This is a genomic window from Dyadobacter sp. SG02 (genome assembly GCF_900109045.1).
In the GTDB taxonomy this organism is placed as follows: Bacteria; Bacteroidota; Bacteroidia; order Cytophagales; family Spirosomataceae; genus Dyadobacter.
Genome location: NZ_FNYL01000028.1, coordinates 1 through 23,559, shown reverse-complemented (window position 1 = coordinate 23,559; position 23,559 = coordinate 1). Strand labels below are relative to the sequence as shown.

Annotated in this window: 18 protein-coding genes and 3 rRNA genes; 20 read left to right on the top strand and 1 reads right to left on the bottom strand. The window is 48.1% G+C overall.

Going from position 1 to position 23,559, the window contains the following annotated elements; genetic code table 11:
* The 18 genes from BMW93_RS34890 to BMW93_RS34805 all read left to right on the top strand — a co-directional run.
* Window positions 1–98 (top strand): 23S ribosomal RNA (locus BMW93_RS34890); the annotation flags it as partial.
* A gap of 141 nt (window positions 99–239) precedes the next feature.
* Window positions 240–351 (top strand): 5S ribosomal RNA (gene rrf / locus BMW93_RS34885).
* A gap of 378 nt (window positions 352–729) precedes the next feature.
* Window positions 730–2,157, top strand: a complete 1,428-nt coding sequence (locus BMW93_RS34880; RefSeq protein WP_090387434.1) for an anthranilate synthase component I family protein — start codon at window positions 730–732, stop codon at window positions 2,155–2,157.
* Window positions 2,158–2,181: 24 nt separating this feature from the next.
* Window positions 2,182–2,748: an aminodeoxychorismate/anthranilate synthase component II gene (locus tag BMW93_RS34875; protein WP_090387432.1), complete on the top strand. Its 567-nt coding sequence runs from the start codon at window positions 2,182–2,184 to the stop codon at window positions 2,746–2,748.
* Between the two features lie 58 nt (window positions 2,749–2,806).
* The gene (gene trpD, locus BMW93_RS34870) at window positions 2,807–3,796 is read left to right on the top strand and encodes an anthranilate phosphoribosyltransferase (RefSeq protein ID WP_090387431.1); all 990 of its coding nucleotides are present in this window, start codon (window positions 2,807–2,809) and stop codon (window positions 3,794–3,796) included.
* A 51-nt stretch (window positions 3,797–3,847) separates the two neighbouring features.
* Window positions 3,848–4,666, top strand: coding sequence for an indole-3-glycerol phosphate synthase TrpC (gene trpC / locus BMW93_RS34865; protein WP_090387429.1), 819 nt, complete (start codon window positions 3,848–3,850; stop codon window positions 4,664–4,666).
* On the top strand, window positions 4,663–5,313 hold the full coding sequence (locus tag BMW93_RS34860) for a phosphoribosylanthranilate isomerase (protein WP_090387428.1): 651 nt from the start codon (window positions 4,663–4,665) through the stop codon (window positions 5,311–5,313). The genes trpC and BMW93_RS34860 overlap by 4 nt, the downstream gene beginning before the upstream one ends.
* Window positions 5,314–5,318: 5 nt before the next feature.
* On the top strand, window positions 5,319–6,518 hold the full coding sequence (trpB, locus tag BMW93_RS34855) for a tryptophan synthase subunit beta (RefSeq protein ID WP_090387426.1): 1,200 nt from the start codon (window positions 5,319–5,321) through the stop codon (window positions 6,516–6,518).
* A 23-nt stretch (window positions 6,519–6,541) separates the two neighbouring features.
* Window positions 6,542–6,742 (top strand): hypothetical protein, encoded by a 201-nt coding sequence (locus BMW93_RS34850; RefSeq protein ID WP_015813244.1) that lies wholly within the window; start codon window positions 6,542–6,544, stop codon window positions 6,740–6,742.
* Between the two features lie 61 nt (window positions 6,743–6,803).
* Window positions 6,804–7,160, top strand: a complete 357-nt coding sequence (locus BMW93_RS34845; RefSeq protein ID WP_229241152.1) for a Dabb family protein — start codon at window positions 6,804–6,806, stop codon at window positions 7,158–7,160.
* Complete coding sequence (gene trpA, locus BMW93_RS34840) at window positions 7,157–7,975, top strand: tryptophan synthase subunit alpha (protein WP_090387422.1); 819 nt, start codon at window positions 7,157–7,159, stop codon at window positions 7,973–7,975. The genes BMW93_RS34845 and trpA overlap by 4 nt, the downstream gene beginning before the upstream one ends.
* A gap of 100 nt (window positions 7,976–8,075) precedes the next feature.
* Window positions 8,076–8,816: an outer membrane beta-barrel protein gene (locus BMW93_RS34835; RefSeq protein ID WP_090387435.1), complete on the top strand. Its 741-nt coding sequence runs from the start codon at window positions 8,076–8,078 to the stop codon at window positions 8,814–8,816.
* A 223-nt stretch (window positions 8,817–9,039) separates the two neighbouring features.
* A complete protein-coding gene (locus BMW93_RS34830) occupies window positions 9,040–12,360 on the top strand; it encodes a DUF4175 family protein (RefSeq protein WP_090387421.1) in 3,321 nt (1,106 codons plus the stop codon).
* Window positions 12,361–12,554: 194 nt separating this feature from the next.
* Window positions 12,555–12,968, top strand: a complete 414-nt coding sequence (gene ybeY / locus BMW93_RS34825) for an rRNA maturation RNase YbeY (RefSeq protein WP_090387419.1) — start codon at window positions 12,555–12,557, stop codon at window positions 12,966–12,968.
* Between the two features lie 55 nt (window positions 12,969–13,023).
* Window positions 13,024–14,886 (top strand): tRNA uridine-5-carboxymethylaminomethyl(34) synthesis enzyme MnmG, encoded by a 1,863-nt coding sequence (gene mnmG / locus BMW93_RS34820; protein WP_090387417.1) that lies wholly within the window; start codon window positions 13,024–13,026, stop codon window positions 14,884–14,886.
* A complete protein-coding gene (locus BMW93_RS34815; protein ID WP_090387415.1) occupies window positions 14,886–15,788 on the top strand; it encodes a class I SAM-dependent methyltransferase in 903 nt (300 codons plus the stop codon). The genes mnmG and BMW93_RS34815 overlap by 1 nt, the downstream gene beginning before the upstream one ends.
* A gap of 67 nt (window positions 15,789–15,855) precedes the next feature.
* Entirely contained in the window at window positions 15,856–17,472 is a 1,617-nt protein-coding gene (locus tag BMW93_RS34810; RefSeq protein WP_090387414.1) for an Ig-like domain-containing domain, read from the top strand.
* Window positions 17,473–17,906: 434 nt separating this feature from the next.
* Entirely contained in the window at window positions 17,907–19,718 is a 1,812-nt protein-coding gene (locus tag BMW93_RS34805; protein ID WP_229241145.1) for a tetratricopeptide repeat protein, read from the top strand.
* A 133-nt stretch (window positions 19,719–19,851) separates the two neighbouring features.
* Here BMW93_RS34805 and thrC read toward each other — a convergent pair whose 3' ends face one another.
* Window positions 19,852–21,159 carry a threonine synthase gene (gene thrC / locus BMW93_RS34800; protein WP_090387410.1) on the bottom strand — a complete coding sequence of 436 codons (1,308 nt, stop codon included), beginning with the start codon at window positions 21,157–21,159 and terminating at the stop codon, window positions 19,852–19,854.
* 202 nt (window positions 21,160–21,361) lie between these two features.
* Here thrC and pruA point away from each other — a divergent pair, with 202 nt between their 5' ends.
* Together pruA and BMW93_RS34790 are read left to right on the top strand one after the other, a co-directional pair.
* The gene (pruA, locus tag BMW93_RS34795) at window positions 21,362–22,993 is read left to right on the top strand and encodes an L-glutamate gamma-semialdehyde dehydrogenase (protein WP_090387408.1); all 1,632 of its coding nucleotides are present in this window, start codon (window positions 21,362–21,364) and stop codon (window positions 22,991–22,993) included.
* A 247-nt stretch (window positions 22,994–23,240) separates the two neighbouring features.
* Window positions 23,241–23,559, top strand: a 16S ribosomal RNA gene (locus tag BMW93_RS34790); the annotation flags it as partial.

The window sequence follows — 23,559 nt, the reverse complement described above, 5'->3', positions numbered from 1 at the left end:
ATAAGGGTCGTTGTAGACTACGACGTTGATAGGCTGCAGGTATACGTGTCGAAATACACTCAGCTGAGCAGTACTAATTACCCAACAGCTTGCACATTTAATCTTTATCCTTCATCTCTTCTACTTCCAATATGACATGAAAGTCAACGACCGAATGTGACAATGACCGAATGACCGAATAAAGTATTATTCAATCATTCAAAATTCAATCATTCAATCATTGATAACTCAAAGAGCTTGTTGGTGACTATTGGCCGGGTGTTCACCTCTTCCCATCCCGAACAGAGAAGTTAAGCCCCGGACCGCCGATGATACTTGGTTCAAACCTGGTAAAGTAGGTAGTCGCCACAATTATTAAACAATAAAAGCCTCCCTCAAAGGAGGCTTTTTTGCGTTTACTGACACTGTGGCAGCATTTTAAATAGGACTAAACCAAGTTGCCCCTTCGATTTAGACGTTTCTCCAACATAAACTTTTGCAAAATCTTGCAGAAATATTTTGCAAAACACTGCAGCAATTATTCTTTTTTCTATATTTGTGACCGTAACGGCCGCAAGGCAATAATCAACTATGAAATTATTCAATACTATTTGGTGGTGGCGTACTTATCCTTCCAAGATGGACAAGTAAGGCTATTGCATGGTATAGAATCAAAATATACATTCAAACGGCTCGCTGTTCATCTGACAGCGGGCCGTTTTTTTATACACTTTACATTACTATTTGCAAATGAAAACCCTGGAAAAGACTTATCAGATCACCACACGTCACAAGAAGCTGCTGGCTGATACATTGACGCCGGTTTCGATCTATTTGAAGCTCCGAGACCGTTTCGTGAATACGATCCTCCTTGAAAGCTCCGATTATCACGGCAACGAAAACTCCTTCACATACATCTGCTGCGATCCGATCGCTTCATTCAAACTCAACAACAGCACGGTAACGCAGAAGTTTCCGGATGGTTCGGAAGCCAATTTCGAGCTTGCTAACCGTAAAGACGCCGTTCAGGAGTTGTACGGGTTTGCTCAGAGCTTTAAATCCGAGAAAAGTAAGTTTCCCTTTATCACAAATGGCCTCTTCGGGCATATGACTTACGATGCGGTCACCTACTTTGAAGACATCGAAATACAGCCGACGAATCCCGAAACGGAAATAGACCAGATCTTCTACCAGGTTTACAGATACGTTATCGCCATCAACCACTTCAAAAACGAACTTTACATTTTTGAACACCAGTACGGCGAGACAACAGAAGAGGGCGGTAGCGGTATCGACCAGATCGAAGTCCTGATCAAGAACCGGAACTTCCCTCAGTACGCTTTCCATGTTACGGCAGAAGAAACGTCCAACGTTACCGACGATGAAATGCGAAAAGTGATCCAGAAAGGCATCGATCACTGCCTCCGCGGGGATGTGTTCCAGATCGTTCCTTCACGTCGTTTCAGCCGCAAATTTCAGGGCGACGAATTCAATGTTTACCGCGCATTGCGATCTATCAATCCCTCGCCTTACCTCTTCTATTTCGACTACGGCAATTACAAGATCTTCGGATCATCTCCTGAAAAACAGATATTCATCAAAAACGGCCAGGCCGAAATCCACCCGATTGCAGGCACATTCCGCCGTACGGGAGATGACCAGGCGGACGCAGAAGCTGCACAAGCCCTCCTTAACGACCCCAAAGAGACCGCTGAGCACGTGATGTTGGTGGATCTGGCACGAAATGACCTGAGCCGCAGCTGCGACGCCGTAAAAGTCACGAATTACAAGGAAGTGCAATACTATTCGCATGTGATCCATCTCGTTTCAAAAGTGGTGGGCAAGATGAACAAGGATGTAAACCCGCTGCAACTCGTGGCCGACACCTTCCCGGCAGGCACGCTCTCGGGTGCGCCCAAGCATAATGCGATGAAACTGATCGACCAAATGGAGACCAGCAACCGCAGCATTTACGGCGGTGCCATCGGTTTTATGGATTTCAATGGCGATTTCAATCATGCGATTGCGATCCGGACGTTCCTGGCCAAGGATAATACGCTTTTCTTCCGCGCGGGAATGGGTGTAGTGGCCAAATCGAATGTGGAAAGCGAATTGCAGGAAATTAACAGCAAACTGGCCGCATTGCGCCAGGCCATCAAGGTAGCAGAAGAACTCTAAAAACGATTTGAAATCACCGTCCAAATGAAAATATTAGTTCTCGACAATTACGATTCTTTCACCTACAACCTCGTGTACATCCTCCGCGAGCTGAACGACCAGGTGGACATTTACCGGAACGATAAAATTGCGCTGGAAGACGTCGGAAATTACGACAAGATCCTTCTTTCACCCGGGCCGGGTATCCCTTCGGAAGCCGGCATTATGCACGAAGTAATCCGCGAATACGGTGCGTCCAAAAGCATTCTCGGCATTTGCCTCGGGCATCAGGGAATAGGAGAGGTGTACGGCGCCGAATTGGAAAATATGACCGACGTATTGCACGGCATTGCCGACACGGCCATCGTTACCGACACCAGCGACCGCATTTTCAAGGGTCTGCCGTCCCAGATCAAAGTTGGCCGGTACCATTCGTGGACGGTCATTCCGGAGACGTTTACAGACGATCTCACCATCACCGCCGTCGACGAAAAAGGCAGGGTAATGGGGCTTTCGCACAAAAAATATGATGTGAAAGGGCTCCAATTTCACCCCGAATCGGTTTTGACGGAACATGGTAAAGAAATGCTGCAAAACTGGTTGCAGATCTGACCCCGCATTGAAATAACACTACCTACCCTACGATATTAGCAGCTATTGTAAACCAATCATGAAGCACATTCTTAACCATCTTTTTGAATATAAAGTCCTTGACAAGACGCAAGCCAAAGACGTTTTAATGGGCATTGGGACCGGCAAGTATTCCAATTCAGAAATAGCCTCATTTTTAACAACTTATGCCATGAGAAGCATTACCGTGGAAGAGCTGGAAGGCTTCCGCGACGGTTTGCTCGAACTCTGTCTCTCTGTTGATTTGTCGGCTTACGATCCGATCGACGTCTGCGGGACCGGCGGCGATGGCAAGGACACATTCAATATCTCGACGCTTTCGTGTTTTGTGTTGGCGGGAGCTGGTCAAAGGGTGGCGAAGCATGGCAACCACGGCGTCTCGTCCATGTGCGGGTCATCGACCGTGCTGGAATACCTGGGTGCGAAGTTCACGAACGATAAGGATTACCTCGAACGGAAGATCGACCAGGCGGGTGTATGTTTTTTACATGCCCCTCTTTTCCACCCCGCTATGAAAAATGTGGCACCGGTGAGAAAGGAATTGGGCGTGAAAACTTTCTTCAATATGCTCGGTCCGATGGTGAATCCGGTATCGCCGAAAAAACAGCTTGTGGGCGTATTTAGTCTTGAATTAGCGCGTCTTTTTGCTTATCTTTACCAACAAACGGATAAGCAATTTCTGGTTCTTCACGCATTAGACGGATACGACGAAGTGTCATTGACAGGTGCTTTTAAAATTATTACCGCTCATTCCGAGCAAGTTCTTACCCCCTCTCATTTAGGGCTTCAAACTCTGCGCGCCGACGATTTATCCGGCGGCGAAACGGTCGAAGAATCAGCCCGGATTTTTATGAATGTTTTGAACGACACGGCAACGTCCTCGCAGAAGCAGGCGGTGCTGGCCAATGCGGCGATGGCGCTCTATTGTGCCAATCCGGCACTGTCGCTCACCGATGCCGTGGAAACCGCGCGCGAGTCGCTCGAAAGCAAGAAAGCATTGGCCGCTTTCAAAAAATTGATTGAAGAATAGTTAGCGAGGAAGCATTTCTCCCTTTTTATAATTGCAGTTACAGCATTTTAGATGAATATTTTAGAAAAAATTATCGCCCGAAAGCAGGAAGAAATCAGCGAATCGAAAAAGCAGCGGTCTATTTCCGATCTGGAAAAGGAGCCACTGTTCTCGCGCCCAACTACTTCGCTCGCCACGGCTTTAAGATCATCTACTTCACCCCGCATTATCTCGGAATTCAAACGGAAATCCCCTTCGAAAGGCATTATCAATGCTGATGTGCGTCCGGAAATCGTGACGAAGGACTATGTGAATGCAGGTGCCGTGGGCCTTTCCGTACTCACTGATATTGATTTTTTCGGCGGCTCGTTCGACGATTTCCTAGCAGCACGGGAAGCGAACCCGCAAATCCCCATGCTCCGGAAAGATTTCATGGTGGACGAATACCAGCTTTTCGAAGCGAAATCGATCGGTGCGGACGTGATCCTGCTCATCGCGGCATGCCTTACGCCTTCGGAAATCACTTATTTGAGCCGCAGAGCGCACGATCTTGGATTGGAAGTATTGTTGGAAGTCCATAATGCGGAAGAATTGGCTGTAAGTGTAGGCGAGCATATCGACATCGTCGGTGTCAACAACCGTAACCTGAAAACTTTCGAAACGTCGATCGAGACATCGATCGCATTGAGCGAACAGATTCCCGATGCATTTGTGAAGATTTCAGAAAGTGGTTTGAAAGATGCCGAAACCATTGTAAAGCTGTATCAACACGGCTACAAAGGCTTTTTGATCGGAGAAACCTTTATGAAAACTGTAAACCCCGGAGCCGCACTTGCAGGTTTGCAACAAAACTTAACTCAACATAGCAATTTAAATCCTCTGGTTCTATGAAAATTAAAGTTTGTGGATTGCGCCAGCAAGACAACATTGAGCAAGTTGTAGCTCTACAACCCAATTTTATAGGGTTTATTTTCTATGAGAAATCACCACGCTTTGTGGGTGAAGAACTGAATGAAGAATACATCCGCAGCATTCCCCAGAGCGTCAAAAAAGTAGGTGTGTTTGTGAATGCAAACCCCGGCCACATCCTGAACATGGTCAAAAAATACGACCTGCAATATGTGCAGCTGCACGGCAACGAAATGCCCGATATCTGCCGCAGCATCCGCCAGAAAGGGGTGAGCGTGATCAAGGCATTCTCGATCGACGAGAAATTCAACTTTGCGATGCTGAACAACTACAAATCGTTTTGCGACCTGTTTTTGTTCGATACCAAAGGCGAAAACCCCGGCGGCAACGGCACGGCTTTCGACTGGAAATTGCTGGGCAAATACGATAACGAAAAGCCTTTTCTCCTCAGCGGCGGCATCGGGCTTGACAATATCGAGGAGATCATCACCTTATCCCAGACACACCCCATTTACGGCATCGACGTCAATAGCAAGTTCGAAACCGAACCGGGCGTGAAGGACATCGCCAAGCTGGAAGAGTTGTTTAGTTTAGTTCGCGTAAAAGAACAAGAAGAAGCGGAAGCTTAATTTTTATGGAATCAATTGCAGAAAAGAAGTCGTATCAGGTAAATGACCGCGGTTATTATGGCACCTTCGGGGGCGCATTTATTCCTGAAATGCTGTACCCTAATGTGGAAGAACTGCGTGAGAACTACCTTCAAGTGCTCGCTGACCCTTCTTTTCAAAAGGAATTCAACGATTTACTACGCCATTACGTAGGCCGGCCCACGCCGCTTTACCGCGCCAACCGGCTTTCGGAAAAATACAAAACCAACATTTTCCTCAAAAGGGAAGACCTCTGCCACACCGGCGCGCACAAGGTGAACAACACCATCGGGCAGATCCTGATGGCGCAGCGCCTGGGCAAAAAACGCATCGTGGCCGAGACCGGTGCCGGACAGCACGGCGTAGCAACCGCTACCGTGTGCGCATTGATGAACCTGGAATGCATTGTGTACATGGGCGAGGTCGATATCGAGCGCCAGGCGCCTAATGTGGCGCGTATGAAGATGCTCGGCGCGGAAGTACGCCCGGCTACTTGCGGGTCGCGTACGCTGAAAGATGCCACCAACGATGCCATGCGGCATTGGATCAACAACCCGGTCGATACGCATTACATTATCGGCTCGGTGGTAGGCCCGCACCCTTATCCTGATATGGTAGCGCGGTTCCAGTCCGTTATTTCGGAAGAAATCCGTTATCAGCTCAAAGAGCATATCGGCAAAGAAACACCTGATTATGTAGTAGCTTGCGTAGGCGGCGGCAGCAATGCGGCAGGTACATTTTACCACTACCTCGACGAAGAAAGCGTGAAACTCGTGGCTGTGGAAGCGGCGGGATTGGGCCTTACTTCCGGCCATTCGGCTGCTACGACCGCATTAGGCAAGCCCGGCGTGCTTCACGGCAGCCGTACCATCCTGATGCAAACCGAAGACGGCCAGGTGGTGGAACCATTTTCTATCTCCGCGGGGTTGGATTACCCGGGCATCGGTCCTCAGCACGCATGGCTCTACGCCAGCGGCCGCGGAACATTCCTTTCGGCGACCGACGACGAGGCGGTGCGGGCTGCATTCGAGCTCACGCGCCTGGAAGGCATTATCCCCGCTTTGGAATCGTCGCACGCACTGGCCGTTTTGGGCCGTCTGGGCGCTTCGGAGAATGAAACGGTGGTACTGACCCTCTCGGGCCGCGGCGACAAGGATATGGGCACTTATATGAAATACATCGATTAATTCTCACCTCAATACAACATCACATGGCTACATTGACACTGCCAGAGGTTTTCGATCTCCGATTGAAAATCCAGGAACTGGAAGCAAAGGTAAACTCAGGTGAACTGTCGCTCTTCGAACGCTGCGATATGGAAGACGAGATCCTTGAAATGAAAGAAAAACTGGGCGAGTTCGATCGCCTGAAATTCAGCGACGAAGGCGAATGCCTCAACTGCTCAGCTTAGTTCAGGATCACTTAATCCATACCACCATATGCAGAGATTTAAACTCTTTTTGCTTGCTTCCATGGTCCTTTTCAGCACCATGTCGTTTGTTTCACATTCAAATCCACCTAAAAAAATGCTGCGCCACGTTGTTCTTTTCAAATTCAAGGATTCCTCAACGCCTGCGCAGATAAAAGAAGTGGAAGATGCTTTCCGCAAACTCCCTTCAAAGGTCAAAGAAGTGAAGGGATTTGAATGGGGTACCAACAACAGCCCCGAAGGATTGGCACAAGGTTTCACACACGTGTTTTTCGTGAGTTTCGACAGCGAAGCGGGACGTGAAGTGTATTTGCCGCATCCTGAGCACAAAGCATTTGTAAAAGTCCTGGAACCACACCTGGACAAAGTATTGGTTGTTGACTACTGGACACAAGAATGAACCGCATTGTAAGTCTATTTCAGAATTTTAATAAGAATGTCGCCGGCGAGTCAGGCGCAGGATTGCTGAACGTGTATTTCACGGCTGGTTTTCCCGAACTGAACGACACAACCCGCGTATTGAAGGCATTGCAGGATGGCGGCGCCGACCTGGTGGAGATAGGTATGCCCTATTCCGATCCTGTGGCCGACGGTGAGACCATCCAGCAAAGCAATGACCGCGCGCTGGAAAATGGTATGTCCGTGCGCATTCTCTTCGATCAGTTGCAGCATATGCGCGAGACGATCAACGTGCCGGTGCTGCTCATGGGTTATCTCAACCCGGTAGTGCAATTTGGTATCGAAGCGTTTTGTGCCAAATGCGCCGAAGTAGGCGTGGACGGTCTTATTCTTCCCGATATGCCGATGGATGTGTACCTGGATGAATACAAATCTATTTTCGACGCGCATGGTTTGCTGAATATCTTCCTGGTAACGCCGCAAACGTCGGAAGCGCGCATTCGCCAGATCGACGAAGTGAGCGAAGGTTTTATCTACACTGTTTCCTCCGCCAGCGTCACCGGTTCGAAATCCGGCGTGAGCGGCGATATGGAAGCATACTTCGAAAAACTGGATGCGATGAACCTCCGCAACCCGCGACTGATTGGTTTTGGTATCAAAGACCACGACACATTCGCGAAAGCTTCGAGTCACGCGGCCGGAGCGATCATCGGAAGCGCGTTCATCCGCGTGCTGCAACAGAGTACCGACCTTGAAAACGATATTAAAGCATTCGTGAGGGAGGTGAAAAACTCGTCCGAGGCAATTCCGGCATAATTTCGCCGCGGAGCGGCCGATTTGAATTTTCTTCAGGCATCAATTTTGTACAAACAATCCGCTCCCGGGTTGTTTGTTTTTTTATGTACTAATGCTGTCTATGAAAACCGCCATTTGCTTACTCATCGTCCTCATATGCAGCGTATATACGCCTGTATCCGCACAATTCAATTTCGACATCGAAGGCGGGCTGATATCAGGCACCAGTTATAATAAAGTACAAATTCCGAGCGGCACCGGTACGCGCGTGAATCTTCCAGAGCAGCTCGACCTGGATCGGAGTGCGTTTTATCGCATTCGTGCGAGTTACCGGATTGGTAACCGCCACAATATCTCCGCATTGTTTGCCCCGCTCACGCTTCACTACCGCGGGGCGCTTTCGCAGAACACCAATTTTAACAATAACAACTTCCTCCCCGGCCAGCCGGTCAATGTCGACTACCGGTTCAACTCGTACCGGCTTACCTACCGCTACGATTTTTTCGCGAATGGAAAGTGGAGGGTGGGGGCGGGGCTCACGGGCAAGATCCGCGACGCCGACATCCGGTTCAAGAGTGAGTATGCCGATACACATTACGATAACCTCGGCTTTGTACCACTCATTAATTTCTATGCTTCATGGAAACCAGCCTACCACTGGTCCTTCATCCTCGAAGGCGACGCACTCGCGGCGAAGCAGGGACGCGCGGAGGATATCTTCGGTGGCATTGCCTATAACTTCAATAATACGATAGCGGTGAAGCTCGGTTACCGCATGCTCGAAGGCGGGGCCGATAATGACAAGATCTACAATTTTAACTGGATCAACTATGCCTCGGTCGGCTTGTTGATTTCGCTCTGATGCCCAAACAAGGTGCGGGAGCCCGGCTCCTCTGCGCCTGACGCAGGGAGCGCAAGTGTGACGATGCCCGGATTTTTCGACATTTTCCGGGTAAATGCGGCAGTAATTCGCTATATTTCTTTGTTTTTTACGCGTGTGGACATTCGGTAATTTTTGCTTGCCGCACACGTTATAGAAACTTCACAGTTATACCTAGACCACTATGGCTCCTTTCACTACCTCAATGGAAGGCCTGTTGCTCCGCATTCAGGAATACCGTCAGAAATATTATCAGAACCAGTTACTCAAGGGTGCGATCTTTTCTATTGCCCTTTTGCTTACTGTCTTTTTGTTTTTCAACACAATCGAATATTTCGGGCGGTTCAGCTCGGTGGTGCGCGGGATGCTGTTTTTCGGCTTCCTCGCCGTACTGGTGTTTTCGTTCGTGCAATGGGTCGTGCAGCCGCTGATCCATTTGTACGGGTTAAGAAAACCGCTTTCCGACGAGCAGGCCGCATTACAGATCGGCCAGTATTTTCCTGAGGTAGGAGATAAGCTCGTGAATACATTGCAGCTGCGGAATCTCACGGGTATGCAATCGGATTTGATCGAGGCGAGTATCCGGCAGAAGTCCAGCCAGCTACTCATCGTCCGTTTTTCGGATGCCATTCGTTTTAATGAGAACAAAAAAAGGTTGAAATACGCCGTGTATCCGCTGGCGGCCATTGCGGTGATTTTGCTTTTTAATCCCTCCTTTTTCTCTTCCAGCTCCGAGCGCATTATCCATTTTCAGAAAAACTATACCTACGCACCATTCTCTTTCGAACTTCAAAACAAGAGCCTGAAAGCATTTCGGAATGAGGATTTTACATTAAAATTAAAGCTGCAGGGAGAAGCGTTGCCATCGGCTGTTTACCTAGTACAGAATGGTACCCGCTTCAAACTGACGCAGGAAAGCGCCAAAGATTTTTCCTACACGTTCAAAAACCTGCAACGTGACGTCGCATTCTCTTTCGACGCGGCTGGTTACGCTTCGGACGAATACCGCATTGTAGTAAACGAACGGCCGTCCCTGTTATCATTTGATGTGAACCTGCATTATCCTGCGTATCTGAACAAACCTTCCGAAGGGCTGAACAATGTAGGAAACCTCTCGGTACCGGAAGGCACGACCGTCGAATGGAATTTCAATACTTCTTCCACCAGGGCACTAGCCATCAAATTCGAGAACGATTCGGCATTGTACACGGCGAAAGAGCGTGATGGCGATCATTTTGAAATCCGCAGAACGGTGAGGAAATCGGCGCAATACCAGGTAAACCTGAAAAACGACCAGACGACCAATTCCGACAAAATAGGGTATTTCATCAATGTCATTCCCGACAAATACCCGGTGATGAACCTTGAAAATTTCCAGGATACCACATTATACAATTACCTCGTGCTGGGCGGATCGATCAGCGACGATTACGGGTTTTCACAGCTGAGAATGTTCTATTCTGTTAAAAGAGCTAATGAGGACAAACCCGCGGCACCGAAGAGCATTCCTATTCCATTTAACAAAACTGTCAATACCCAGAGCTTTTTCTTCCAGTGGTACGTAGACAGCCTCAAACTCGCGCCGGGCGACAAAATCGAGTATTATGCCCAGGTGTGGGATAACGACGGCGTAAATGGCGCGAAAAGCGCCCGTTCGCGCTCGATACAATTCACTGTTCCGTCCAAAGATCAGCTGGAAGCGGAAGTACGCAAATCGGAGCAGGAAACCGAGAACCAGATGCAGTCTGCGATGAAAAAAGCGCAGAGCCTGCAAAAGGATATTGAAAACCTCGACAATCGCCTCAAAAGCAACAAGGAACTCGATTTTAAAGAACAGAAACAAATTGAAGAAGTCCTTCGCAAGCGCGAGGAGCTGATGAAGGAATTGGAGGCTTTAAAGGACAAGCATCAGGACGCAAATGAAAAGGCCCGGCAGTTCAACCAGCAAAGCCCCGAGTTGCAGGCAAAAATAGAGCAGTTGCAGAAGCTGATGAATGACCTCATGGACGAGGATACCGAGAAGCTGTACAAAGAGCTCAAAAAGCTTTTGGAACAAAAACAGAGCGAGCGGATGTCGACCATGCTCGAAAAGCTTCGCAATAAAGAGAATAACCTCGAAAAAGAACTCGAAAGGACCATGAAGCTCTTCAAGCAAATGCAAATGGAGCAGAAAATGGAAAACCTGGCCGAAAAACTGAATGATCTGGCCGATAAAGAAGAGGACCTCGCGGAGAAATCGGATCAGAACGACAAGAACAAAAATTCTGAGGATAAGCAGGGCAAGAATGAAGACCTTAAAAAAGAGCAGGAAAAAATCCAGGACGATTTCAAAAAAGCCCAGGAAAACAGCAAGGAAATCGAAGAAATGAGCAAGGAGCTGGAACAGGAGCTCGATATGCAGAAGGAGGAGCAAAAAAACGCTTCTGAGCAGATGGAACAGAGCAAGCAGCAGCTTGACAAGCAACAGAACCAGAAAGCGTCCCAGTCGCAAAAAAACGCGGCAAAGTCGATGAAGAAAATGGCGCAGTCGATGCAGGAGCAAATGGAGTCGGCAGAAATGGAGCAAATGCAGGAAAATCTCGATGCATTGCGCGACATTCTGGAAAACCTGATCACATTGTCCTTCGACCAGGAGACGTTGATGAAAGACTTTCGCGGCGTGAGCCTGCAAGACCCGCGTTTCGTGAAGCTCGGCCAGCAGCAATTGAAATTGAAAGACGACGCGAAGATCGTCGAAGACAGCCTGTACGCATTGGCCAGCCGCGTGGTACAGATCCAGTCGTTTATCACCCGCGAGCTGAATGATATGAAATCGTACATGAACGAGAGCGTGAAGAGCATCAAGGATCGGCAGATTAATGTCGCTACTTCGAAGCAGCAGTTCGCAATGACTTCCATGAACAATCTGGCATTAATGCTGAGCGACGTCTTCAACCAGATGCAGCAACAAATGGCCATGTCCATGCCGGGCTCGGGTAAGGACAAAAAGGGCAAGCAGAAAGGCCAGCAGCCGAGCGCCGGGCAAATGCAGGAACAACTGAACGGGCAAATGAAAAAGCTCGGGCAAGGCAAGGAAGGCCAGGGCAACCAGTCAGAACAGCTTGCCAGAATGGCGGCCCAGCAAGCCGCGATCCGCAAGATGATCCAGGAACTGATGGAGCAGCAGAAGGGGACCGAGCAGGGTAAGCAATTCGGTAAGGAGTTGCAGGACATCGCCGAGAAGATGGACGAGACTGAAACCGACCTCGTGAACAAGCGCGTGACACCAGAGCTTATCAAGCGCAACCAGGAAATTACCACGCGACTGCTGGAATCGGAGAAGGCGATGAAAGAGCAGGACGAGGACGAGCAACGCAAAGCACAAAGCGCGAAGCAACTTCCGAAACAGCCGCCTGCGGCATTTGAAAAATACATTCGCGAGAAAGAGAAGCAAACCGAACTGCTTCGCACCATACCGCCTACATTCTCACCATTCTACAAACGCGAGGTGGACACCTACTTCCGTAAATACCAGGCCAAGAACTGATCATACGCCCATTTTGTTGGGCTAGGGTAGGGGATAGCGTTAACTCTTTTTAACAGGGGGTTTTGAGACGCTATCCCTTGTTTTTCATGTTCTTAATGGTAGACTTCGTAAGTTTGTAAATTATTTACGATCAAATATTTAAATATCACGCACCGGGCGCCGCTTGTACGGGCAATGGTGCGTGGCTATAAAACATGGTAAGTTTCTTCTCGGAAGACATTGATTTTAAGGTTGTTAATCCGTTAAAAACAAAGAAATGGATTAAAAACGCCTCAATTTCAGAAGGTTATGAGTTATCTCAATTGAATTATGTATTCTGTTCGGACGAATACCTTCTCGAAATCAACAAGCAGTATCTCGACCACGATTATTTCACTGACATCATTACGTTTGACAACAGTGAGGAAGACAATCAATTGGAGGGGGATATTTACATTAGTGTAGACAGGGTACGTGAAAATGCAGCAACGTTCCACACCGATTTTGACACAGAAATGCGCCGTGTGCTTATTCACGGACTTCTCCACCTCACAGGGTACGAAGACTCAAGTGAAGCGCTTAAAACGGCCATGAGGGCTAAAGAAGATGAGTATCTTAGCCTGTTCTAGTTAAATTTCCACGTGGAACACTTTAATTAAAGTGGTTTAACAAGTGACTAATAATATGTTTCAGGAATATGATGTGATCGTGGTAGGCGCAGGCCATGCAGGATGCGAAGCCGCAGCTGCCGCAGCGACGATGGGTTCGTCGGTGCTGCTGATCACAATGAATATGCATACCATCGCACAGATGTCGTGCAACCCCGCCATGGGTGGCGTCGCGAAAGGACAGATCGTCCGGGAGATCGACGCGCTAGGCGGACAGTCGGGGATCGTCTCCGATAAAACGATGATCCAGTTCCGCATGCTGAACCTCTCCAAAGGACCGGCGATGTGGAGCCCGCGCTGCCAGAGCGATCGCGTAAGATTCGCTGAGGAATGGCGGTCCATTCTCGAGAACAATCCGAATGTCGACTTCTGGCAGGACACGGCGAAGAATATTATCGTCGAGGACGGCAAGGCATGTGGTGTGGTAACAAGTCTTGGAATTGAGATCCGCTCCAAGGCCGTCGTGCTGACGAATGGTACTTTCCTGAACGGACTCATCCATATTGGTGAAAAGAATTTCGGCGGAGGTCGTACAGGAGAAAAATCCGCGACCGGCTTGACCGAACAACTCGTGACACTGGGCTTCGAAGCCGGACGTATGAAAACCGGCACGCCCCCGCGCGTGGATGGCCGCTCCCTCGACTATTCGAAAATGGAAGAACAACCCGGTGACGAAAACCCGGCCAAGTTCTCCTACACCGATACCAAGCCGCTCGCCAAACAACGCAGCTGCTGGATCACCTACACCAATCAGGAAGTACACGATGTACTGAAAACCGGGTTCGAAAAATCGCCGATGTTTTCGGGTCGCATTAAGGGACTTGGTCCCCGGTACTGCCCATCGGTGGAGGATAAGATCAATCGCTTTGCAGATAAAGACCGTCATCAGATTTTCGTAGAACCCGAAGGCTGGGATACCGTGGAAGTTTATGTCAACGGCTTCTCGACTTCGCTACCAGAGGATGTTCAATACGCCGCGCTCCGGAAAATCCCTGGCTTTGAAAACGCCAAAATGTTCCGCCCAGGCTATGCGATCGAGTACGACTATTTTCCGCCGACACAGCTGAAATCTACGCTCGAAACTCACCTCGTGAAGAACCTCTTTTTCGCAGGGCAGATCAATGGTACGACCGGCTACGAAGAAGCCGCCTGTCAGGGATTGATGGCCGGCATCAATGCACACCGGAACGTGAATGATCTCGACCCATTCGTACTCAAAAGATCGGAAGCGTACATCGGCGTGCTCATCGACGACCTTATTAACAAGGGTACCGAAGAACCTTACCGGATGTTCACATCCCGCGCCGAATACCGCACATTGCTCCGCCAGGATAATGCCGATTTGAGACTCACTGAAAAGGGTTACGAGATCGGCCTAGCCAGCGATGAGAGGGTAGAAGCAGTCCGGAAAAAGAAACACGAAACGGAAGAGATCATCGGCAAACTGAATGCTACCAAACTTACACCCGATGAAATCAACGGTGCATTGGAGACAATAGGCACCGCACCGATCCGCGAGAAAATCGCCATCGCGCAACTGCTCAGAAGGCCGCAAATTTCCATCGACCAGCTACTCGAAGCAAGTCCGGTAGTGACCGAACTCCTTGCTGAATATGGCGTCGATTCCGTTCAACAGGCGGAGATCAATCTGAAATACGACAGCTACATCGAGAAAGAAATGCTGCTCGTGGAGAAAATGAATAAGCTGGAAAACCTCGCCATTATTGACAATTTCAATTATGATGTGGTCACTTCCTTGTCCTTTGAGGGGCGTGAAAAACTGAAAAGAACACGTCCTTCCACGATCGGCCAGGCGTCGCGCATCAGCGGTGTCAGCCCTTCGGATATATCTGTTTTAATGCTTTACATAGGCCGCTAATGTCTTTAGAAACGCTCGACAAATGCCCGGTATGCCAGCAATCCAGTTTCAGCAATTACCTGAATGTGGAGGATTATACCGTTTCGCACAAAGAATTCACGATCCAGCAATGCAATTCCTGCTACTTTCTATTCACCAATCCGCGCCCTTCCGAAGGCTCGATCGGCGCATATTATGAATCGCAGGACTATATTTCTCATCACGACGAAGCCAAAGATCTGATGAGCAAAGTGTACACTTCCGTTCGAAATCATACGATCGAAGAAAAGGTAAAGCTGATCAACAGCCTGGTTCAACCGAAAGGAACATTGCTCGATATCGGTTGCGGAACCGGCAATTTTTTAAGTGCAGTGAAACAGGATGGATGGGAAATCTCTGGTACCGAACCGGACTCGGGCGCGCGCGAAGTGGCTTCAAAAAGGGTAGGGGCAACACTGTTTGAAAGCGTTTTTGAAGACAGTCCCGGAGCGCAACAGTTCGATATTATCACGATGTGGCACGTACTGGAACACGTCCATAAACTGAACGAAACGATCGACTGGCTCCAGAACCATTTGAAACCAAATGGCCGGCTCATCATCGCGGTACCCAATCCGCAGTCGTATGACGCCGCCAAATATGGCCGTTTTTGGGCTGCCTACGACGCTCCGCGGCATTTGTATCATTTCACCCGCACCACCATGAGAAATCTTCTCCAAAGGCATGGATTGTCGGTAAAAAAGATACTTCCGATGTGGTTCGATTCCTTTTACGTAAGCATGCTCAGCACGAAATATAAAAGCAGCAAAACGAATCTGATCGATAGTGCGGTCACCGGTCTCCAATCCAATTTGAAAGGCCGCGCCGGCACCAATAAGGAACTCAATACTTCCAGCCTGATCTACATTATCTCGAAAAACTGACCAGTACTAACACATCAAACGGCCCTCAATACCCACTGTATTGGGGGCTTTTTAAATTCATCTGAAAATGCTTAGAACGATTGTATTTGCCATCCTCATACTGTTCTTCTTCGAACGCTGCGCACAGCAAGTCCCGCCTACCGGGGGAAAAAGGGATTCTATTCCCCCCACACTTCTGGAGAGTAATCCCATGAATAAAACCCTCAATTTTAAGGGAAAAAAAATCGAGCTATTCTTCGACGAATATGTCGTGGTCGACAATATTAACCAGAAGCTGGTGATCACGCCCGAGGCCGATAACCCCTACTCCTACAAGCAAAATGGCATGTCGGTATCGCTTTCGTTCAAAAACGAATTCAAGGACAGCACCACATTTACGCTGAATTTCGGCGACGCAATCAAGGATTATGCCGAAAAAAATCCGGCGAAAAACCTCAAAATTGTCTTCAGTACCGGTGGTTCTCTCGACTCCGGGCGCGTGTACGGGACACTGAAAGATATCCGCACCAACAAGCCTATTTTCGATGCGCTTGTGGGCCTGTACAACGTCAGCGACACACTCAATATCGCCAAACAAAAGCCCTATTACTTCTCCCGAACCGACAGCAGCGGCGTTTTTTCCATCGAAAATATTCAGACAAGACAATACAAATTGATCGCGATCGACGATAAAAACCGGAATATGCTTTACAATGCGAAGGATGAGCGGATGGGATTTCTCGGTAAAACAATTACCGCCGGCACCGATTCCGCGACGTATCACCTCAATATGTATCTCTCCGACAATACTCTATTGAAAGTTCAGCGCACGCTGCCGAAAGTGAATAACTATACCGTCGTATTCAGCAAGCCGATCGAGAACGTCGAAGTGACCTTCGTGAACAAGGATTCACTTCCCTACATGCTCGAACCGAACGGTACAAACCTCAAATTTTTCAATGTAGAATCGCATTCCGATACCACTTTGGTTAAGCTCAAAACTTTGGATTCTTTGGGAGTATCTGGTGAATTCGAACAAAAAATCGCATTTCAGGCGCAACGTGGCAAACAGCGCCAGCTCGACCCGATGTCGCTTACCACCATCCCGGAAGCAAATAAGCCGCTTACCAACACCTTCACCTACAAGATCATTCTGAACAAATCCATTCGCACGCTCGACGATCAGAAAATCGCATTAATCTCCGATAGTCTCACGCATGAGCCGCTGAGTGCATTCAAATACAGTTGGAATAAAAACCATAATATCCTCACGATCGATGCGAAATCTTTCGCCAAAGACACGGTGAAATGGGACATTCCGAAAGGATCGATTATCAGCGTAGAAGGCGACACGCTTCCAAAAACGTTGCTACGGCACACTATTTTGAAGGAAGAAGACTACGGCGTGATCCGCGGCCGCGTAACCAATGCGGACACTTCCGTGCATTTCATTCTCGACCTGGTCGACGAGCAGTTCAAAGTGATCGAAACACATTACCAATCGCCCTATACTTTCAAGAATATTCCTCAAGGAAAATATTTTTTACGCATCACAATCGACAAAAACCGGAACAGAAGGTGGGACACCGGCCAAATGGACAAGGAACTGCAGCCCGAACCGGTCTATTACATGCCTGATAAGATCCTTTTGAAGGCAAATTTCGAGTTGAACGACATCAATATCACGATTCCTGAAGAAAAATAACGACATTTTTGTCTACAGTCTGTGGATAACTATGTGTATAACGCCGAAATTTTGTTGGTAAGAGGGGTGAAAATGTGAACAACCTTGTGGATAACCCCTAATATGTGTGGATAAAAAAGTGGATTTCGTCCTGCAGTGGATAACCAGCAACCAAATCAGAGTTAACAGTACGTTGATACACTTTAGAAACTGTGGATAACAAAAGTAGTCAACTAAAGGCGTTTACCCACATTCCAATGTGTACAGAATATTTCCTAACTTGTATTTCAAGTACTTAAATGTTGATTTTCAAAATTCCTACAGTGGATAACTACACATACTTATCCACAAAATGTGAATAAGTATGTTAATCTACAGTGGATAAGGAGTTTATTCACAAATCCACAGGCACAATGAATGATAATAACTAAAGGAAAAAGTTTTTTTTATCTATTATGAAAAGGGTTACGAGCTGTTTGATGATAGGATTTCTGCTTTCCGGGGCGGCCGCGGCGTTCGGGCAGGGGGAGCGGGAGCTGGCCGAGGAATATTTCAAAAACGGGGATTGTCCGAAGGCGCTTAGTTATTACTCTTCATTCCTGAAGAGCTCATTTGAAAAAATCTCGCTTAAGAATTACACCAGCTGCATTGTGAAGAGCAAGGCCTGGGGCGATGGCGAGCAGTTCTTCAAAAAGCAGATCAAAGGAGATGCCAACAATGCCGCCTGGTATTACCTGAACTGGGGCATTATGCTTGAGAATCAAGGGAAGGCCACAGAGGCATCCAAAAAGTACGAACAGGTCATTACCGCATCCGGTGCGAGAACGGAGCTTAAACGCGATCTGGCGGAGGAATTCCGGGCGCAAAACCAGTCGGAATGGGCCAAGAATATCTTGCTCGAAGCGCGTGAGAGTGCGAAGCGCTACGACATATTTCAGCTCGAACTGGCAAGTGTCTACCGCGATCTGAACCAGCCGGAGAAGATGATCGACGAGCTGCTTTCTTATGGTATGCGTTACCAGAATACCGAGGTCGTTCAGAATATGCTTCAGGACTTTACAAAAGACGAAAAGGAGCAGGCCTTGCTGGAAAAAGTATTATATGACAAGATCCAGAAATTCCCTCAGGAAGGTTTTTACAACGAACTGCTGATCTGGTACCAGGTGCAGCGCAAGGATTTTTACAAAGCATTCATCCAGGAGCGCGCGCTCGACCGTCGTTTCAAACACAATGGCTCGCGGCTCTACAACCTCGGAATGCTGGCGTTGCAGAATAACGATTATACCAATGCCGGTACGATTTTTGACCATTTGGTGAAGGAATACCCGAAAGGTCAGCTTTATCCGGTGGCGCGCAGAATGGCCATTTTTGCTCGTGAGGAGCAGGTTAAAAATACCTATCCTATCAAACGAAGCGAGGTACAAAAGCTGCTGGGGCAATACCAGCAACTGGTGGACGAGCTGGGCGTGAATGTGCGTACGATCGAGGCGTTGCGTAACATGGCGATTCTGAATGCATTCTATATGGATGACTTCAAGAAAGCGATCGAGATATTGCAGACGGCTATCGAGGCCGGCAAAGCGGAGAAGAGTTTTGTAGATAAATGCAAGCTGGATCTTGGCGATATTTATCTGTTGCAAGGCGAGCCCTGGGAAGCTACGCTCGTGTATTCGCAAGTTGAGAAATCACAAAAAGACGACGTACTAGGTTACGAAGCTAAGCTGCGGAATGCAAAACTGCATTACTTCAAAGGAGAGTTCGAACTCGCCAAAGCGGTTCTCGATATTCTCAAAAAAGCAACAAGCCGCGAGATCGCCAACGATGCCAATGAGCTTTCCCTATTAATAATGGATAATACAGGGCTCGATAGTACCGAAGCAGCCATGAAGGCCTACTCTTCAGTAGAACTGCAACTGTTCCAGAACAAGAAGTTCGAGGCGATCGATACTTTGAAACAATTGTATAAGAAATATGAAGGCCACAGCCTGGCCGACGAGATTCTCTGGCTCACTGCGAAGACCTACATTAAACTCGACAGCAACCAGCAGGCAATGGCGGATTTGAAATTGTTGTATTCCAAATTTGGCCACGACCTGTACGGCGACGACGCGCTCTTCACGATGGCTAAGCTCTATCAGGAGAAACTCAACGACAAAGACCAAGCGATGAAGTTGTACCAGGAACTGATGGAAAAATATCCGGGCAGCATCTTCGTCGCCGAGTCGAGGAAGCGCTTCCGGATTTTGAGAGGTGATGTGATCAACTAGAGAAAATTTTGGCAGAGATAGAAAAAGGCCCCGGAGTTCATCACTTCGGGGCCTTTTAGATTTTAAAATTCACGTGCTTCTACCCGGATTGAGTCAAATATTCAAATCTCAGGGGCATTAAATTTGACAATATCTATTTTAACTCACTCATTAATAGTGATTTGAAATCCGAAAAGTCAGGTTTCATTTTGATTGACACTTTTTCAATATCGAGCAGCGATTTCAATCTTTCCGGTACATTGATGCTTTTTCCTAATGTTTCTTCCACCAGGTCGATAAATTTGGCCGGATGAGCGGTAGAGAGGAACACGCCGATAAAATCACCCTTTGTTTTTTTCCGGTATTCCTGAAGGCCACGGTAAGCGACGGCCGTGTGCGGACACATCACATAGTTGGCATTACCAAAAACTTCGCGCATCGATTTTTGCGTTTGCTCGTCGTTGAAGAATGCACCCGAAATTTTTTCCGTTACCGATTTCCAGTCGTCGTTGAAAAACCGGATCAGCCGCACGAAGTTGCTCGGACTGCCCACATCCATGGCATTGGAAATCGTTTCGATCGAAGGCACCGGCTCGTAAGCACCGGACTCGAGGTAACGTGGTACCGCATTGTTCAGATTCGTGGCCGCGATGAAATGCTGGACCGGCAATCCCATGCGATAGGCGAGAAGACCTGCGCTGAGGTTTCCGAAATTTCCACTCGGTACCGAAATCACCAACGGCTTCCCAAATTTCTTCAGCTGTGCATAGGCCGCGAAATAATAGAACGACTGCGGGATGAGCCGGGCGATATTAATGGAGTTAGCCGAAGCAAGATTATATTTTGCACTTAATTCAGGATCGAGGAATGCTTCCTTTACGAGGCGCTGGCAATCGTCGAACGTTCCGTCAACTTCGATGGCGGTCACATTATGGCCAAGGGTAGTAAGCTGTTTTTCCTGGATATCACTTACTTTCCCGCTCGGATACAGGATCGTTACCGAAATACCCGGCACCTTATAAAATCCTTGTGCAACCGCGCCGCCAGTGTCCCCGGACGTCGCTACGAGAATGCGTATTTCCTTGTTGGAACGCTTCAGGAAGTAAGACATGATAGCGGCCATGAACCGGGCTCCGAAGTCCTTGAAAGCCATGGACGGCCCATGGAACAGTTCAAGCACATAGTCATTCGGGGTAATCTTCACAACCGGCGCTTCGAAATCATATGCGCTATCGATGATGGATTCAATTTCGCTTCTTGTAATTTCACTGCCCAAAAGCGTAGCGGTCACCTCGATCGCGATCTCTTTGAAGGATTTATTTTCAATATCGGCCAGAAATTTCCCGGAAATTGTCGGGATGGATTCAGGCATGTAGAGACCGTTGTCGGGCGGAAGGCTGTTGAAAACGGCTTCTTCCAGGGATGCTTTCAAGTCGGCAGTTTTGGTACTGTAGAATATCATTTTGATATAAATTGATCCGGAAAATAGGAGCGCAAATTTAACTAAAATCCCAGCAGGTCAGTTATTTTGGCAACTTTTAAATGGATTTTCAAATTAAAGACCTGAATGGTACTTTGCAGCGAAAGCATTCCGGGGATCGTGCCGCGGGATAATTTTGTTCAGTATTATTAAATAGTAAAATCAATATAACAAACCAAATAACATGTCGATAGGAATTTTCAATGTACCGGCACTTAAAAACGAGCCGGTTAAAAGCTATGCACCAGGCAGTCCGGAACGCTCGGAGCTCAAAAAAGCACTTGCAGATGCCCGTGCCAAAACCATTGATATACCGCAATACATAGGAGGCGAAGAAGTCTATTCGCAGAATAAAAAGGTGGTATCGCCGCCGCACGATCATCAACACATTTTGGGCTATTTTCATGAGGGTAGTAAGGAAGATGTCACCAAAGCGATCGATGCGGCTTTGGAAGCCAGAAAAGGCTGGGCTTCGCTCACCTGGGAGCAACGAGCGGCAATATTCCTGAAAGCAGCCGAGTTGATCGCTGGCCCGTACCGCGCCGAAATGAATGCGGCGACCATGCTGGGTCAATCCAAAAACGCGTATCAGGCAGAGATCGATTCGGCCTGTGAAATCATTGATTTCCTGCGTCTTAATGTGAATTTTATGCGGGATATTTATGAAGAGCAGCCTATCTCATCGGAGGGTGTCTGGAACCGCATGGAATACCGGCCGCTGGAAGGTTTCATCTTCGCGATCACGCCATTTAACTTCACTGCCATCGCCGGAAATTTACCAGCGGCACCTGCATTGATGGGTAATGTGGTGATCTGGAAGCCGGCATTTACGCAGGTATATGCGGCCAATGTGATTATGAAGGTATTCAAAGAAGCGGGGCTGCCGGATGGTGTTATTAATATGGTTTTAGCAGATGGCCCGGTAGCCGGGGACGTGATCTTCAAGCATCCTGATTTCTCCGGTGTGCATTTCACAGGAAGTACCAAGGTGTTCCAAACGATCTGGAAAACGATTGGCGAGAATATCGCTACCTATAAGACATTTCCAAGAATCGTGGGCGAGACAGGCGGTAAGGACTTCGTGCTCGCACATAAGTCTGCGGACGCGAAGGCGGTCGCTACGGGCCTAGTACGCGGTGCGTTCGAATACCAGGGCCAGAAGTGCTCTGCGGCGTCCCGGGCTTACATTCCTTCCAATTTGTGGGAAGAAGTAAAAGAATATATGCTGGCCGATCTGGCGGAGATCAAAATGGGCGGCGTCGAGGACTTCTCGAATTTTGTCAATGCGGTAATCGACGAAAAATCGTTTGACAAGATCGCTTCTTATATAGATGGAGCGAAGGCCAGCTCTGATACAGAAATCGTCGCAGGAGGCAATTTTGATAAGACCAAAGGCTATTTCGTCGAGCCGACCGTTATTCAGGCCTTCAAACCGGATTATGTAACCTTGTGCGAGGAGATCTTCGGGCCGGTGCTTACTATATATGTGTATGATGAAAATGAATTCGAGCAGATCATTCCCGTCATAGATGCCACTTCTCCGTATGCATTGACAGGGGCTGTGTTTGCCAAAGACCGCTATGCGGTTGAGTATGCGACCAGACATTTGGTCAATGCTGCAGGTAACTTCTATATAAATGACAAGCCGACTGGTGCGGTGGTAGGGCAGCAGCCATTTGGTGGCGCACGGGCATCGGGTACAAATGATAAGGCCGGATCGGTATTAAACCTGCTTCGCTGGGTATCTCCGCGTGCTATCAAGGAGACGCTGGTTTCGCCGAAAAACTATAAATATCCCTTTCTTTCCGGGGAATAATTGTACAATGCTTTTGAATAATTTGAATAGTTGAAGAACTTTCAAAAAAAAGCAGATTTTTCTTGACCCGGTATTGCAGTTGAAAAATTCTTTTCTACCTTTGCAATCCCAATCGCAAACGACGCGAGAGACAAGAAGGAAAGAAAGCGCGATTGGCACTGTTCTTTGACATGATGAGATAGACCAAAAGAGTAAGAAAAACTCGTTTGAATAGAATCAAGGCTACTTATGTAGCAAATCAAAATTTACAATGGAGAGTTTGATCCTGGCTCAGGATGAACGCTAGCGGCAGGCTTAATACATGCAAGGCGAAGGGGCAGCAATGTCACTGTCGTACGGGTGCGTAACGCGTATGCAACCTACCTATCACTGGGGGATAGCCCGGGGAAACCCGGATTAATACCGCATAAAACAGGGGCACCGCATGGTGATATTTGTTAAAGATTTATTGGTGATAGATGGGCATGCGTTCGATTAGCTAGTTGGCGGGGTAACGGCCCACCAAGGCGACGATCGATAGGGGAGCTGAGAGGTTGATCCCCCACACGGGCACTGAGATACGGGCC